We start from the raw sequence: 15,627 nt of genomic DNA, 5'->3' as shown, positions 1-15,627 counted from the left end.
TCGGTCCGCCAATCGCCGCAACGCTCGTGGTGAACCGGTCTGCCCGTCGCCGTCGTGGATTCGCGCGGCCGGCTCAAGCCACGACGGCCGCATACTGCGCCGTCAACCCCGCGCACCGCTCCTTCAACAACGCCTGCAATTGCCGCACGGCCGGGGAGAACTGCTTGCGGTGCGGGCAGACCAGTTGCAGCGGCGTGCTTTCGCCCGGCTCGTGCGGCAGCAGCACCGTCAGGCGGCCGGCCTGCACGTCGCCGCAGACGTCGAGCCACGACTTGTAGGCGATGCCCTCGCCCTGCACCGCCCAGCGGCGGACCACGTCGGCGTCGTCGGTGTACAGGCTTCCCTTGACGGGGATCAGCCGCGGGCCGCCCGCTGTCTCGAACGGCCATTTGTCGTAGACGCGGCCGCTCAGGTGGTACAGCAGGCAGCGATGCGAGGCGAGTTCGTCCAGCGATTGCGGACGGCCGTGCCGGGCCAGATAAGCGGGCGAGGCGATCAGCACGCGCCGGTTCTCCGGCGCCAGCGGCAGGGCGACATAGCTGGCCTCCTCGATGCGCCCATAGCGGATGGCGACATCGATCGGATCGCGGAACACGTCGGTGACGTGGTCGGACAGATAGAGCCGCAGGGTCAGGTCGGGATGGGCGCGGCGGAATTCGGTGATCCAGGGCAGCAGCACATTGCGGCCGAGGTCCGACGGCGCCGTGACGCGCAGCAGCCCGCTGAGCGCAGCGCCATCGCCGCGCAGCCTGTCGCGGCCCTCGTTCAGCGTGGCCAGGACCTCCTGCGCGTAGGGCAGATAGCGCTCGCCCTCCGCGGTCAGGCGCAGGCTGCGGGTCGAGCGGGCGAACAGGCGGATATCGAGATCGCGCTCGAGCCGCTTGACCGCGGCGCTGACCTGCCCCGGCAGCAGATCGGCCTCGCGCGCCGCGCTGGAAAAGCTGCCGAGGGCGGCGCTGCGCACGAACAGGGTCAGGTCTTCGAGACGGATCATCTTCACTCGCGGAGAGAAAGTGCTGGCGGATTTTACCGCTTACCGGATAGGCGGGATCGGGGGCAAGATGACGGCACCATCCACGCAATACCGCCCTTTCCAATTACGGAGCCTCCCCATATGAAAGCCATCGCCTACCTGCAGCACGGCCTGCCGATCGACGATCCTGCCGCGCTGATCGACGTCGATCTGCCGATGCCCGAGCCCGGTCCACGCGACCTGCTGGTGCAGGTGCGGGCCATCGCCGTCAATCCTGTCGATACCAAGGTCCGCGCCTCGTCCGCCGTCGCCGCGCTGCGCGTGCTGGGCTGGGACGCTGTCGGCAAGGTCGTCCGCGCGGGCAGCGCGGTCACGCTGTTCGCGCCAGGCGACGAGGTTTACTTTGCCGGCTCGATCACGCGCTCGGGCAGCAATGCCGAGTACTGCCTCGTCGACGAACGCATCGCCGCGCGCAAGCCCGCTTCGCTGTCGGACGCCGAGGCCGCGGCGCTGCCGCTGACGACGATTACCGCTTGGGAACTGCTGTTCGACCGGCTGCGCGTTCCCGAGCACGGCGGCGCGGGCCAGCATCTGCTGATCGTCGGCGCGGGCGGCGGGGTCGGCTCGATCCTGACGCAGCTGGCCCGCCAGCTGACCGGCCTGACCGTGATCGGCACGGCCTCGCGTCCGGAGACGCGCGACTGGGTGAAGTCGCTGGGCGCCCATCATGTGATCGACCACACGAAGCCGCTGCGCGAGGAACTGGAGCGCATCGGCGTGCCGCACGTCGAGCATGTCGCCAGCCTGACCCATACCGGACAGCACTACCCGCAGCTGATCGACGTGCTGGCGCCGCAGGGCCAGCTCGCCGTGATCGACGATCCGGCCACGCTCGACGTCATGCCGATGAAGCGCAAGTCGCTGTCGCTGCATTGGGAATTCATGTTCGCGCGGCCGATGTACGAGACGCCCGACATGATCCGCCAGCACGAACTGCTGACCCGCGTCGCGCAACTGATCGACGCCGGCACGATCCGCACCACGCTCGGCGAACACTTCGGCACGATCAACGCGGCCAACCTGCGCCGCGCCCATGCGCTGATCGAAAGCGGGCGCGCGCGGGGCAAGGTGGTGCTGGAAGGGTTTTGAGCGCGGACGGGAGGCTTTCGCGCAAGCGCCGTCCGCGCTGCGTGGAGCTGCATCGCCCGCCGCGATATGGGTGAGTCCAAGAGCCTCATGTCGCCGAAACGGGAAAATGGCGACAGGTCCGACGCTCATGTCGCCGCCAGCGACATATCGACGGGACGTGTCGCCAAAACGCGATTTTTGCGACATGACGGGGGATCTTGTGCCGAATAATTCACCCTACGTCGGACATCGTCCGCTACCGCCGTGCGGTTTCGCTGCGTATGCTGCTGGATTTCCCAGCACCGAGAGGAACCGTCATGACTCCAGCCTCGCCCCGCCGCACCGCCTTCCGCGTCAAAGCCACCCTGCTCGCGACCTTCACCGCCGCCCTGCTGGCCGGCTGCGCCGGCGCCAACATGCAGGGCCTGACGCAGGCGGGCGGCAGCCTGTTCACCGCCGCGACGCTCAGCGACGCCAATATCAAGACGCTGTCGGACCAGTCCTGCGCCGAGATGGACAAGAAGAACAAGATCGCCGCGCCGACGAGCACCTACGGGCAGCGGCTGACCAAGATCATGGCGGGCCTGCAGAACACCGGCCTGCCCCTCGACGCCAAGGTCTACGAGACCAAGGAGATCAATGCCTGGGCGATGGCCAACGGCTGCGTGCGGATCTACAGCGGGCTGATGGACATGATGACCGACGACGAAGTGCGCGGCGTCGTGGGGCACGAGATCGGCCACGTGGCGCTCGGCCATACCAAGGCGGCGATGCAGGTCGCCTACGCAACCGCGGCGGCGCGCGGTCTGCTCGGCTCGGCGGGCAGCGCCACGCTGACCGCGCTGTCGTCGTCGCAAGTGGGCGAGCTGGCCGAGACGCTGGTCAATTCGCAGTTCTCGCAGCGGCAGGAAACCGCGGCGGACGACTATTCCTTCGATCTGCTGACGAAGAACAAGTCCAATCGCGAGGCGCTGGTGACGGCCTTCCGCAAGATGGCGGCGCTCGACGGCGGGCAATCGAGCATGCTGAGCACGCACCCCGGTTCGCTGCAGCGCGCCCAGCATATCGAGGAGCGGCTGCGCAGCGGGAAGTAACGGCGCCTGCTGTACATTGGGCTGATACGTCGGCCCGCTATGCGGCGGCCTGCGATACGGCGGCGTGCGCTACGTAGGCGTGCGATACGAAGGCCTCCGATGAGAGACGAACACGCCGTCTCTCATCGGCCGAGGTCATCGCGACATCAGCGCGACATCAGCGACCTCACCAGGGCATCAGCGCGCCTCGACGAAGGCCAGCACGGCCTCCAGCATCCGCCGCAGCGTCGGCTGCAGCTTGCCGGCCAGCGCCTCGTCGTAGTCGAACGGATATTGCTCGCGCATATAGGTGCATTGCGACAGCTCGAGCTGGATCGCATGCACGCCCTGCGCGGGCTGCCCGTATTGGCGCGTGATATAGCCGCCCTTGAAGCGGCCGTTCAGCACCGAGGTATAGCCCTGGGCTTCGGCGGCGATCTTCGCCACCTGCTCGGCCAGCCCCGCATCGCAGCTCGCGCCGTTGGCGGTGCCGAGATTGAAGTCGGGCAGCTTGCCGTCGAAGAAGCGCGGCAGCACCGAGCGGATCGAATGCGCGTCCCACAGCGCGATCGTGCCGTGCTCGGCGCGCAGCCGCGCCAGTTCGCCGGCCAGCGCATCGTGATAGGGACGCCAGACCGCGTCGCGGCGCGCGAAGATCTCGGTCTCGTCGGGACCCACGCCGTTGGCATACACCGGCGTCTTGTCGAAGGTATCGACCGGACAGAGCCCGGTGGTGTCCTGGCCCGGATACAGGTTGGCGTTGTCGGGCGGGCGGTTCAGGTCGACCACATAGCGCGAGTGCGTCGCCATCAGGACCGACGCGCCGAGCTCGCGGGCGAAGCCGTAGAGCCGGTCCATGTGCCAGTCGGTGTCCGGCACGGTACGCGCCTCGTCGGTCAGCCGGTCGGCGACCGACGGCGGTAGATACGTGCCCACATGGGGCATCGAGATCAGCAGTGGGCGTGTGCCACGCTGCAGCGTGAAGGCCGGGGTATCGGTGGAGAAGGAAGTCATATTGCTGCTACGAGTGGCATCGCGACCGGCCAGTTTCGCTTTGCTTGTCGCTTGTCGCGTGTTGCGCGGGGCCGGTGGCGATATCAGGTTTCGTGGGGAATGCGGTCCGCGGCGCGTAGGTGTCGGCGTGGGCGAGCCCATCGTCATGGCGCCAGCAGGCTGGCGCGCGCGCTGGCGAAGGCCGCGCCCGCCTCGGCCTGCAAGGCATGGACGCCGCGCTGCACGCGGCAGCGTCCCGCGCTGCGGACTTCCGCTAGTGTCTCATGTCCGTGATTGGCGAACACGTGCACGGCCAGCGCCTGCTCGCCGCGCAGGCCCGCCAGCGTCGGATGGCTGCCGTCCAGCACGACGAAATCCGCCTGCTGTCCGATGGCCAGGCCGCCGACCGCGCGTCCCGCAGCACGCGCCCCGCCGGCGACCGCATCGAGATAGAGCCGATCGGCCACCTGCGGATGCCGGCTCGACGCGAGCACGTTGCGCTTCTGCAGCGCGAGCCGCTGCCCGTATTCGAACAGCCGCAGTTCCTCGCTGACGCTGACGCTGGCATGGCTGTCCGAGCCGATGCCCCACGCCCCGCCCTGTTCCAGATACGGCGCGGCATCGAACACGCCGTCGCCCAGGTTCGCTTCGGTGGTTGGACAGATGCCGGCCACCGCGCCGCTGTGCGCAAGCCGCCGGCGCTCGTCCCAGTCCAGATGCGTGGCATGCACCAGGCACCAGCGCTGGTCGACCGGCGCATGGTCCAGCAGCCAGTCGACGGGACGGGTGCCGCACCACGCCAGGCATTCGTCGACCTCGCGCTGCTGTTCGGCGATATGGATATGCACCGGCGCGGCCGGGTCCATCGCATGCAGGCCCGCCACCGCCGCACGCAGGCTGTCGGGCGGCACCGCGCGCAGCGAGTGCGGCGCGAGGCCGAGCCGTGCCGTGCCCGTGCACGCCGGCGCGAGCCGCTGCAGCAGCGCCAGCATCGCGTCGGTCTCGTGCAGGAAGCGGCGTTGCTCTGCCAGCGGCGGCTTGGGGCCGAAGCCCGCGCTCTGGTACAGCACCGGCATCAGCGTGATGCCGATGCCGGCGCGCTGCGCAGCGCGCAGCAGCCGCAGCGACATCTCGGCCGGATCGGCATAGGGCGTGCCGTCGGCCTGGTGATGGACGTAGTGGAATTCGCAGACGCTGGTATAGCCCGCGCGCAGCATCTCGACATAGAGCTGCGTCGCGATCGCCTCCAGCGTCTCGGGCGCGAGCCGCAGCGCAAAGCGGTACATCAGCTCGCGCCAGCTCCAGAACGAATCGTCGGCCACAGAGCGGAATTCGGTCAGGCCGGCGAAGCCCCGCTGGAAGGCGTGCGAATGCAGATTGGTCATGCCCGGCAGCACCGGGCCGACGGCGCGCGGCGTGCCGGCCGACGGCGTGGCGTTTGGCGTCACCGCGGTCAGCCTGCCATCGGCGTCCCAGCTCAGCAGCACATTGCCGGCCCAACCGTCAGGCAGCAGCGCCTCGGCGGCGAACAGCGTGGAATCGAGGTCAGGCTTCATCGCGAAACTCCTGCGCGGCCGAAGAGGCGGGTCCGAAGAACACGCGCCCCTGGCGTACCACCGCGGCGAGCGGGTTGCGGCCGAACCAGTAGGCCAGCTCGGCCGGCGAATCGATGCGCCACAGCGCAAGATCCGCGCCGCGGCCCGCCGCCAGCAGCCCATGCCGATCGCTGGCGCCCAGCGCGCGCGCCGCGTGCGTGGTGACGCCGGCGAGCGCCTCGGGCACCGTCATGCGGAACAGCGTGCAAGCCATGTTGAGCATCAGCAGCAGCGAGGTCACCGGCGACGTGCCGGGATTGTGGTCGGTCGACAGCGCGATCGGCAAGCCGTACCGCCGCAGCAGCGCGATCGGCGGCAGATGCGTGTCGCGCAGGAAGTAGTAGGCACCGGGCAGCAACACCGCGACGGTCCCCGCCTCGGCCATCGCCGCGACGCCGGCCTCGTCCAGATGCTCCAGATGATCGGCCGACAGGGCGCGATAGCGGGCCGCCAGCGCGGCGCCGCCTAGATTGCTCAGCTGTTCGGCATGCAGCTTGACCGGCAGGCCATGCCGGTGCGCGGCCTGGAACACGCGCTCGGTCTGCGCCGGCGAGAAGCCGATGCCCTCGCAGAAGGCGTCGACCGCATCGACCAGGCCTTCCTGCGCCAGGGCCGGCAGCATCGTGTCGCAGACCAGCGCGATGTAGTCGTCGGCGCGGTCCGCGTATTCGGGCGGCAACGCATGCGCGCCGAGGAAGGTGGTATGCACCGCAACGCCGTAGGCCTTGCCGAGCCGCCGCGCGACGCGCAACTGCTTGCGCTCCGTATCGAGATCGAGGCCGTAGCCCGACTTGATCTCGATCGCGGTGACGCCTTCGGCCAGCAACGGCTTCAGCCGCGTCGCGGCCTGCGCGAACAGCGTGTCTTCGTCGGCCGCGCGCGTGGCCCGCACCGTCGACACGATGCCGCCGCCGGCGCGAGCGATTTCCTCGTAGCTCGCGCCGGCGAGCCGCATCGCGAACTCGTCGGCGCGCTGGCCACCGTAGACCAGATGCGTGTGGCAGTCGATCAGGCCCGGCGTGATCCACGCCCCGCCAGCATCGTGATGCGGCAGGCCGCGGTAGGCCTCGGGCAACACGGCCTGCTGGCCAAGCCATGCAATACGCCCCTGCTCGACGACCAGCGCGGCATCGCGAATGGCGTTGGCCGGATCGGCATCCGGCAGCAGATGGCAGCGATGCCAGACGCCGTCGGCCGACGGCGCGCCGGCCACGCTGGCATCGACAGCGAAGTCTTCAACGGACTGCGTCATGACGTGGTTTCCCTATCGGAGGATGACTGCGTCGATTGCAGCCTGACGACGAGGCAGCGGGCGCCCTCGCCCTCGTCCTGGGGCAGCCAGCGGAAGGCGCCGCCCGGCGGCAGCAGCATGCCGCTGCCGGCCGTCAGCACGCCGGCCTCGGCGTCCTGCGCATCATCGCAGTGCCAGCTGCCGGCCAGCACGTAGAGCACGACCGTCGTATCCGACTCGACCCCGGCGCTATCGATGGCCGCGCCGGTGGACGCCACGCTCGCTCGGCAGCGGCCGCGGCGCGTCATCACATTGAAGTCGCGCGTCGGCCCGCCCAGCAGCGTGGCGTCGACCGTCGCTTCGCCGGCAAAGGCGAACGGCTCGCCGACCGCCACCAAGCGATGATCGAAGCTGCCATCGCGCGCGTGCAGCCGCACGCCGTCGCCATCGAGCAGCACGATCTGGCGGTCGATGCCGGGGAACGCCGAGAACGGGCCGTCGGCCGCGATGTCGGCGATGCTCAGGCGCCAGTCGAATGCATCCAGCCCGGCGGCGGGCGGCCACGCGGCGATCTCGCGCGTGGTGCCGCCGCCGTTCTTCCACGGCATCGGCGTCAGCTCGTCCAGCGCAAAGCGCCGTGCTTGCGGGGATAGCGATGGCGCCGCGCTCATGCGCGATTGACCATCGGCAGGTTCAGCCCCTTCTCGCGCGCGCAGTCGATCGCGATGTCGTAGCCCGCGTCGGCGTGGCGCATCACGCCGGTGGCCGGGTCGTTCCACAGCACGCGCTCGATGCGGCGGGCAGCGGCATCGGTGCCGTCGCAGACGATCACCACGCCGCTATGCTGCGAGAAACCCATGCCGACGCCGCCGCCGTGGTGCAGGCTGACCCAGGTCGCGCCGCCCGCGGTATTGAGCAGCGCATTGAGCAGCGGCCAGTCGGACACGGCGTCCGAACCGTCCTTCATCGCCTCGGTCTCGCGGTTGGGCGACGCCACCGAGCCGCAGTCCAGATGGTCCCGGCCGATCACCACCGGCGCCTTCAGCTCGCCCGACTTGACCATCTCGTTGAAGGCCAGGCCCGCGCGATGGCGCTCGTCCAGTCCGACCCAGCAGATGCGCGCCGGCAGGCCCTGGAAGGCGATGCGCTCGCGCGCCATGTCGAGCCAGCGGTGCAGGTGCTTGTCCTCCGGGAACAGCTCCTTCATCTTGGCGTCGGTCTTGTAGATGTCCTCGGGATCGCCGGACAGCGCGACCCAGCGGAACGGTCCCTTGCCGCGGCAGAACAGCGGGCGGATATAGGCCGGCACGAAGCCCGGGAAGTCGAAGGCGTTCTTGACCCCCTCGTCGAAGGCGACCTGGCGGATGTTGTTGCCGTAGTCCAGCGTCGGCACGCCCATCTGCTGGAAGGCCAGCATCGCCTTGACGTGTTCGACGATCGACGGGCGCGCGGCCGCCTCGACCGATTTCGGATCGGCCTTGCGCGCGGCTTCCCACTGCTCGACGGTCCAGCCGGCCGGCAGATAGCCGTTGACCAGGTCGTGCGCCGAGGTCTGGTCGGTGACGATATCCGGGCGCATGCCGCCGGCCTGCGCGCGCTTGACCAGCTCGGGCACGATCTCGGCGGCATTGCCGAGCAGGCCGACCGAGATCGCCTGCTTGCTGGCGGTGGCCTCGGCGATCATCGCCAGCGCCTCGTCCAGCGTGGTGGCCTTCTTGTCCAGATAGCGCGTGCGCAGGCGGAAGTCGATGCGCGATTCCTGGCATTCGATCGCCAGCACGCACGCCCCGGCCAGCACGCCGGCCAGCGGCTGCGCGCCGCCCATGCCGCCCAGGCCCGCGGTCAGGATCCACTTGCCGGACAGGTCGCCGCCGTAGTGCTGGCGGCCCGCCTCGACGAAGGTCTCATAGGTGCCCTGCACGATGCCCTGCGTGCCGATGTAGATCCACGAGCCGGCGGTCATCTGGCCGTACATCATCAGGCCGGCGCGATCGAGCTCGTTGAACTTGTCCCAGTTGGCCCAGTGCGGCACCAGGTTGGAGTTGGCGATCAGCACGCGCGGCGCGTCGGCATGCGTGCGGAACACGCCGACCGGCTTGCCGGACTGCACCAGCAGCGATTCGTCTTCGCCGAGGCGGCGCAGGCTGTCGAGGATCGCGTCGAAGCATTCCCAGTTGCGCGCGGCCTTGCCGATGCCGCCGTAGACCACCAGGTCCTGCGGGCGCTCGGCGACGTCCGGGTCCAGGTTGTTCTGGATCATGCGATAGGCGGCTTCGATCAGCCAGTTCTTGCAGTGCAGCTGGGTGCCGCGCGGCGCGCGGACTTCGCGCTGGCCGCGGGCGAGGAATTGCTGTTCGTTGGCATTCATGGTGGTCTCCTGCGAGCGGTATTCGGTTGCGTGTTCGGTTGCGTGTTCGGCTACGTATTCGGTTGCGTATGCGGTTTGCGGTGCTTCGATAGGCGAGCGTCAATGGCCGCGCTTATTGCGCTTCGCCCTGCGCCGGCAGCACGGCACGCACGGCCTGGGGCCAGCCCGCGCCGGCGCCCTGCAGCACCCACTGCTTCATCGCCTCGATATCGGGCGCCAGGTAGCGGTCGACCTCGACGAAATCGACGCGGGCGCGGATGCGGGCCAGTTCGGTCTCGACCAGCGGCGAGGACTTCAGCGGCCGATGGAATTCGATGCCCTGCGCGGCGGCCATCGCCTCGATGCCGACCACGACCGCGGTGTTCTCGGCCATGTCGCCGAGCCGGCGCGCGCCGTAGGTGGCCATCGACACGTGGTCCTCCTGGTTGGCCGAGGTCGGCAGGCTGTCGACGCTCGACGGATGCGCCAGCGACTTGTTCTCCGACGCCAGCGCGGCGGCGGTGACCTGCGCGATCATGAAGCCCGAATGCAGGCCGCCGTCGCGCACCAGGAAGGGCGGCAGGCCCGACAGGCCGGTGTCGAGCAGCAGCGCCAGGCGCCGCTCGGAAATCGCGCCGATCTCGGCCAGCGCCAGCGCGATGATGTCGGCGGCGAAGGCCACCGGCTCGGCGTGGAAGTTGCCGCCGGACACCACGTCGCCCTGTTCGGAGAACACCAGCGGGTTGTCCGACGCGGCATTGGCCTCGATCTGCAGCACGCGCGCGGCGTGGCGCAGATTGTCCAGGCACGCGCCCATCACCTGCGGCTGGCAACGGATCGAATACGGGTCCTGCACGCGGCCGCACTCGCGATGCGAGTCGACGATCTCGCTGCCGGCCAGCAGCTCGCGCACCGCGCCGGCGACGGCGATCTGGCCGGCCTGGCCGCGGGCGGCGTGGATGCGGGCGTCGAACGGCTTGACCGAGCCCTTGATGGCCTCGAGCGACAGCGCGCCCGCAACCAGCCCGGCGGCGAACACGTCCTCGGCGGCGAACAGGCCGGCCAGCGCCAGCGCGGTCGACACCTGCGTGCCGTTCAGCAGCGCCAGGCCTTCCTTCGGTCCGAGCTCGAACGGCTTCAGACCGGCATGCGCCAGCGCCTCGACGGCCGGCAGACGGCGGCCGTCGACGATCGCCTCGCCGACGCCGATCAGCGTGCACGACAGATGCGCCAGCGGCGCGAGATCGCCGGACGCGCCGACCGAGCCCTTGGCCGGAATGCACGGCGTGACGCCGTGGTTGGCCAGCGCCAGCAGCGCCTCGATCAGTTCGGGCCGCACGCCCGAATGGCCGCGCGCCAGGCTGACGGCCTTGGTCGCCAGGATCAGGCGCACCGTATCGGCGGGCAGGTCGCGGCCGGTGCCGACGCTGTGCGACAGCACCAGGTTGCGCTGCAGCTCGGCCAGCTTGTCGTGCGGGATGCGCGTGTTGGCCAGCTTGCCGAAGCCGGTGTTGATGCCGTAGACCACCGCGTCGGTGTCGACGATCTGCTGCACGGTGGCCTGCGCGGCGCGCACATCGGCCCAGGCCGAATCCGCCATCGCCAGCTGGACCTCGCCGCGGTAGATGCGGCGCAGTTCGGCGAGCGAGACCTCGCCGGGATGCAGGGTCAGCGTGGGACGGGATTGGGAAGCGGCGTGTTGCACGGAGGATTGGGTTGTCATTGTATGGTCCTGTCTATACAGCTTGGTACGGCTTAAATCAGCTTAGGTCGAATCGTGGTCGAAGTCAGGTGCGGAAGCGCTCGGTTCGTTCGGTGGCGACGGCAGCGCGGCTGCGGGCCGTGCCGCGGGCCGCCACGCTAGCCGAACGCCGGATTGCCATCGGCACGGAAGCGGCTGCCGAGGCGATAGCGGTTGCCGGGATGCAGGCAGCGCACGAAGGTCACCGGCGTGCCGGCGGTCCAGGTGCGCCGCGTCAGCAGCAGGCAGGGCTGGGTCACCGGCATCTCCAGCTGGCTGGCCTGCTCGGGCGTGGCCGCGACCGCGTCGACCACGTGCTCGACCTGGTCGTAGGGCACGTGCCGCAGCAGATATTCGCCCGGCTTGACGCCGCTGAAGTCCTGGTTGATGAAGTCGGGCGCCACGCGCGGATTCACGTAGCGGTCCTCCAGCTGCACCGGCACGCCGTCCTCGCGATGCACGCATACCGAATGGAAGACCGACTCGCCGGTGCGCAGGTCGAGCGCCGCCGCCACCTCGATCGAGGCCGAGGCGCGCTCGACCAGGATCACGTCGCAGGCGTAGTCGTGCCCGCGCATGCGGATCTCGTCCTGCAGATTGACCACCGACAGCAGCGTCGACTGCGGCTTGTGCTCGGCAACGAAGGTGCCGACGCCCGCCACCCGCACCACCCTGCCCTGCTCGGCCAGCTCGCGCAGCGCGCGGTTGACCGTCATGCGCGACACGGCGAAGCGGTTGACCAGCTCCTGCTCGGACGGCACGCGATCGCCCGGCTGCCAGGCGCCGCTCTGGATCTGGCGCGCGATGTACTCCTTGACCTGCTGGTACAGCGCGGTCGGCGTGGCATCGGGCGACGGGCGGTGGCCGTTGGCGTCGGGACGGGTGGCGGGGCGGCGGGTGCCGGCTTCTACGGTCATGGTCGGTGGTTGCGTGGGTCGATGCGTCGGTCGATGCGTCGGCCGATGCGCAAGTCGGTGGACTTCATTGGCCGCCTCAATGCTCGGCCGAGGCCATCGCCTCGGCACGGATCTCTTCGGTCAGCCGCGCCTTCAACGCCGAGAATTCCGGCGAGGTCTTGATCGTGTAGTGGCGCGGATGGGCGAAGTCGACCGCGATCTCGGTCTTGATCCGTCCGGGCCGCGCAGAGAATACCGCAACCCGGTTGGCCATGAAGATCGCCTCGTCGATATCGTGCGTGACGAACAGCACCGTCTTGCGCGCGCTCTCCCAGATGCCGAGCAGCAGTTCCTGCATCAGCACGCGGGTCTGGTTGTCCAGCGCGCCGAACGGCTCGTCGAGCAGCAGGATCTTCGGATCGTTGGCCAGCGCCCGCGCGATCGCGGTGCGCTGCTGCATGCCGCCCGACAGCTGCTTCGGATAGTGATGCTCGAAGCCGCGCAGGCCCACGCGGGCGATGAAGAAATCGCTGCGCTCGCGCTGCTCCGCCACGCTCATGCCGCGCTCGCGCAGGCCGAAGCGGACGTTCTGCTCGATCGTCAGCCACGGGAACAGCGTATAGGACTGGAACACCATGCCGCGGTCCGCGCCCGGTCCGGTGACCGGCTCGCCGTCGAGCAGCACGCGACCGGAGGTCGGCGCGTCGAGGCCGGCGACGATGCGCAGCAACGTCGATTTGCCGCAGCCGGACGGCCCGAGGATGGTGACGAAGTCGTTCTCGCGGACCTCGAAGTCCACCGGCAGCAAGGCCTGGGTCTGGCCACCGCGCGGATTGACGAAGGTGCACGACACCTGCTGGATCGACAGCGCGCTCATTGGATGGTGCTCCACGGAAACAGCCGCTGGTTGGCGAGCTTGAACAGCAGGTCCGAGACCAGGCCGATGCAGCCGATCACGATGATGCCGAAGATGATCTGCCCGGTATTGAGCAGCGCCTGGCTGTCGGTGATCATGTGGCCGATGCCGGACGATGAGCCGATCAGCTCGGCGACGATCACATAGGTCCAGGCCCAGCCCAGCACGAGCCGCAGGATTTCGGCGATGCCGGGCGCGGCGCCGGGGATCAGCACGCGCTTGACGATGCCGGCGCTGTTGGCGCCCAGCGTGTAGGCGGCCTCGACCAGGTCACGGCGCGCGCCCCCTACCGTCACGGCGACCATCAGCACGATCTGGAAGAACGAGCCGATGAAGATCACCAGCAGCTTCTGCGTCTCGCCGATGCCGGCCCACAGGATCAGCAGCGGAATGAAGGCCGACGCCGGCAGGTAGCGGCAGAACGAGACGAAGGGCTCGAAGAAGGCTTCGGCGGCCTTGTAGGCGCCCATCAGGATGCCCAGCGGCACCGCCAGCACCGCGGCCAGCACGAAGCCGCCCAGCACGCGCCAGACCGTCATGCCGATGTCGCCGAGAAAGCCGTACTCGGTAAACAGCAGCCACGCCTCGCGCGCCATCGTCATCGGGTCGGCGAGGAAGGTCGGCGGCACCAGGCCGCCCAGCGTCACCGCGCCCCAGACGGCGAAGAACAGCACGAAAAAGCCCAGGCCCAGCACCCAGCGGGTGCGCGGCGCGACCGGGGTCAGCGGCGTCAGCCACGGATGGGTCCGGCGCGCACGCGGCGCGGCCGGCATCGTTCGGGCGGGCGCCGGGCTGTCGGGCGCGACGGCCCGCAGCGAATCGGCGTGCAACGGTTGTGTCATCGCTACTCCTGCCGCTTAGCGGATGAACCGCGGGTCGTACAGCGTCGTCACGTCCGGCACCTGGCGGATCACGCCGACATCGAGCAGCACCGCGGCGGCCTCCTTGCTGAACTGCGCCAGCTCGCCGGCGAAGAACTTGCGGTTGGCCTCGCGATCCTGCCAGCGCAGATACGAGGACGACTTGGCGAACTGCTCGGCGGTCTGCTTGACGGCCGCGCCCATGATCTCGTTGGACTTGGCCGGCTCCTTGCGGATCATCTCGAGCGCCTCGAAGTAGCCGTCGACCAGCGCCTGCGCGGCCTTCGGGTTCTCCTTCAACCATTTCGGCGCGCAGCCGAGCGTGTCCATCACCATCGGATAGTCCAGCGTGGTGGCGAGGATCTTGCCCTTGTCGGGGTTCTGCCGCACGGTCGACAAGTACGGCTCGTAGGTCATCGCGGCGTCGTTCTGGCCCGAGACGAAGGCCTGCGCGGCCGCCTGCGGCGACAGCGTGGTGGTCTTGACGTCCTTGATGGTCATGCCGTTCTTCTTCAGCATCCACGCCAGTCCGAAATACGGCGCGGTGCCCGGCGCGTCGACGCCGATGGTCTTGCCCTTCAGGTCGGCGAAGGTCTTGACGTCGTTGCGCACCGCCAGCCCGTCGGCGCCGTAGGACTTGTCGAGCTGCACGATCTGCGTGATCGGCACGCCGTTGGCATTCCACGCCACGTGGGTTTCCACCGTGGTCGCGGCGCACTGGATCGCGCCCGAGGCCAGCGCCAGATGGCGGTCCTTCTGCGGAATCATCTTGATGTCGACGTCGACGCCGTGTTTTTCGAAGATGCCGGCCTTGGCGGCCAGCGTCAGCGGCGCGAAGCCGGTCCAGCCGCTCATGCCCAGCGCCACCTTGGTGGTCTGGGCCTGCGCCGCGCCGGCACCGGCGGCGAGCGCCACCGTGGCCAGCCAACCGAGCGCACGGCCGGCGCCCCCTTTACTCCCCAACTTCCGCTTCTGCATCTGCACTGTTTGGCTCCTTTGGTGTCGCGAACGGTGCCGCCGGCTGGCGGCCCGCCCGGGTCGTGCCGGCGTCCTCGGTCGGGGCGCCGGTCGGTTTCCGGGCAATGTAGCAATCCTGTATATACAAGTCAAGGCGACGAAACGTCACTACGGCACGCCGCCGAAGGGACGTCTCCAATGGCAGCCCCGGATCCCGGGCGTTGCTCGCAAACCCTGATAGGGAAAGCGATAACGGGCGATGCAAGGGATTGGCGGGGCCCGCGGCGGTCAGCCGGATCGGTATCCCGCACCAGGCTGGTGACCGGGCCGCACGGCCTGCGGGCATCGTGCCCCAATATGCTGTATAGACAGGGTGGCGGGCGTAAGCACGCAATCGCCATGCCATCGGGGGGCGGCGCTTGCCGCGGGGGTACGACGATTGCCGCGGAGGTGCCGCGCTTGCCGCGGAGGTGCGGCGCCTGCCGCGGCGGTGCGGCACTTGCTGGGGTGTGTGCGCCGCTGGCCGCGGGGGTCAGGTCTCGAAGAAGTGGTGAACCGTCGGATAACGCAGCCGCAGCCGCAGCTCGCGCTTGAGCCTCGCGTTCTCGAGCCGGCGCGATTCGCTCATGAAGCTCAGCAGCGCCGGCTCGACGGCCTGGCGGATCTGCTCGCGCGACAGCCGGGGCGGCCGCGGCAGCCCGCGCCGGTCGGCCACCAGGTCGAAATAGTCGGCCATGCGCAGTTCGCTGTCGTCGCTGGCATGGACGACGCGCTGCGGCCGGCCGCGCAGCAGCGCGGCGATCATGGCGCGGGCCAGGTCGTCGGCGTGGATGTGGTTGGTGTAGACATCATCGTCGCGCACCAGCGCCGGCGTGCCCTTGAGCAGGCGCGCCACCGGCAGCCGGTCGGCGGCGTAG

Annotated in this window: 14 protein-coding genes; 2 read left to right on the top strand and 12 right to left on the bottom strand. The window is 69.3% G+C overall.

Translation table 11 applies throughout. The features are described 5' to 3' along the window. Nucleotides 1–73 precede the first annotated feature (73 nt). Complete coding sequence (locus AC6EI8_RS02480; RefSeq protein ID WP_498381194.1) at nt 74–994, bottom strand: LysR family transcriptional regulator; 921 nt, start codon at nt 992–994, stop codon at nt 74–76. 120 nt (nt 995–1,114) lie between these two features. On the opposite strand from AC6EI8_RS02480, the gene AC6EI8_RS02475 reads away from it, so the two are divergent. Continuing rightward, nucleotides 1,115–2,122, top strand: a complete 1,008-nt coding sequence (locus tag AC6EI8_RS02475) for a zinc-binding alcohol dehydrogenase family protein (protein ID WP_265632796.1) — start codon at nt 1,115–1,117, stop codon at nt 2,120–2,122. 296 nt (nt 2,123–2,418) lie between these two features. Next, nucleotides 2,419–3,195, top strand: coding sequence for a metalloprotease LoiP (gene loiP, locus AC6EI8_RS02470; RefSeq protein ID WP_265632798.1), 777 nt, complete (start codon nt 2,419–2,421; stop codon nt 3,193–3,195). Nucleotides 3,196–3,372: 177 nt separating this feature from the next. Here loiP and hutG read toward each other — a convergent pair whose 3' ends face one another. From hutG to AC6EI8_RS02415, 11 genes are all read right to left on the bottom strand, one after another. Further along, on the bottom strand, nt 3,373–4,188 hold the full coding sequence (gene hutG, locus AC6EI8_RS02465) for an N-formylglutamate deformylase (RefSeq protein ID WP_149316735.1): 816 nt from the start codon (nt 4,186–4,188) through the stop codon (nt 3,373–3,375). 143 nt (nt 4,189–4,331) lie between these two features. Continuing rightward, the gene (locus tag AC6EI8_RS02460) at nt 4,332–5,723 is read right to left on the bottom strand and encodes a formimidoylglutamate deiminase (RefSeq protein ID WP_498381193.1); all 1,392 of its coding nucleotides are present in this window, start codon (nt 5,721–5,723) and stop codon (nt 4,332–4,334) included. Then, entirely contained in the window at nt 5,713–7,014 is a 1,302-nt protein-coding gene (gene hutI / locus AC6EI8_RS02455; protein ID WP_498381192.1) for an imidazolonepropionase, read from the bottom strand. The genes AC6EI8_RS02460 and hutI overlap by 11 nt, the downstream gene beginning before the upstream one ends. Further along, nucleotides 7,011–7,664, bottom strand: a complete 654-nt coding sequence (locus AC6EI8_RS02450; protein WP_149316732.1) for a HutD/Ves family protein — start codon at nt 7,662–7,664, stop codon at nt 7,011–7,013. The genes hutI and AC6EI8_RS02450 overlap by 4 nt, the downstream gene beginning before the upstream one ends. Continuing rightward, nucleotides 7,661–9,361: a urocanate hydratase gene (hutU, locus tag AC6EI8_RS02445; RefSeq protein WP_150083356.1), complete on the bottom strand. Its 1,701-nt coding sequence runs from the start codon at nt 9,359–9,361 to the stop codon at nt 7,661–7,663. The genes AC6EI8_RS02450 and hutU overlap by 4 nt, the downstream gene beginning before the upstream one ends. Before the next feature lie 112 nt (nt 9,362–9,473). Beyond that, on the bottom strand, nt 9,474–11,063 hold the full coding sequence (hutH, locus tag AC6EI8_RS02440) for a histidine ammonia-lyase (protein ID WP_498381191.1): 1,590 nt from the start codon (nt 11,061–11,063) through the stop codon (nt 9,474–9,476). A 137-nt stretch (nt 11,064–11,200) separates the two neighbouring features. Next, nucleotides 11,201–11,998 (bottom strand): histidine utilization transcriptional repressor HutC, encoded by a 798-nt coding sequence (hutC, locus tag AC6EI8_RS02435; RefSeq protein ID WP_006579256.1) that lies wholly within the window; start codon nt 11,996–11,998, stop codon nt 11,201–11,203. A gap of 76 nt (nt 11,999–12,074) precedes the next feature. Then, nucleotides 12,075–12,854 (bottom strand): ABC transporter ATP-binding protein, encoded by a 780-nt coding sequence (locus AC6EI8_RS02430; protein ID WP_498381190.1) that lies wholly within the window; start codon nt 12,852–12,854, stop codon nt 12,075–12,077. Then, nucleotides 12,851–13,735 (bottom strand): ABC transporter permease, encoded by an 885-nt coding sequence (locus AC6EI8_RS02425; protein ID WP_149316728.1) that lies wholly within the window; start codon nt 13,733–13,735, stop codon nt 12,851–12,853. Before AC6EI8_RS02425 ends, AC6EI8_RS02430 begins: the two co-directional genes overlap by 4 nt. 15 nt (nt 13,736–13,750) lie before the next feature. Continuing rightward, nucleotides 13,751–14,731, bottom strand: a complete 981-nt coding sequence (locus AC6EI8_RS02420; RefSeq protein ID WP_149316727.1) for an ABC transporter substrate-binding protein — start codon at nt 14,729–14,731, stop codon at nt 13,751–13,753. A gap of 511 nt (nt 14,732–15,242) precedes the next feature. Further along, the coding region (locus tag AC6EI8_RS02415) for a Rossmann-fold NAD(P)-binding domain-containing protein (RefSeq protein ID WP_498381189.1) at nt 15,243–15,627 on the bottom strand (385 nt) is incomplete at its 5' end.

Source organism: Cupriavidus sp. R6-3 (assembly GCF_059772245.1).
This window is presented reverse-complemented; position numbering and strand designations above follow the sequence as displayed.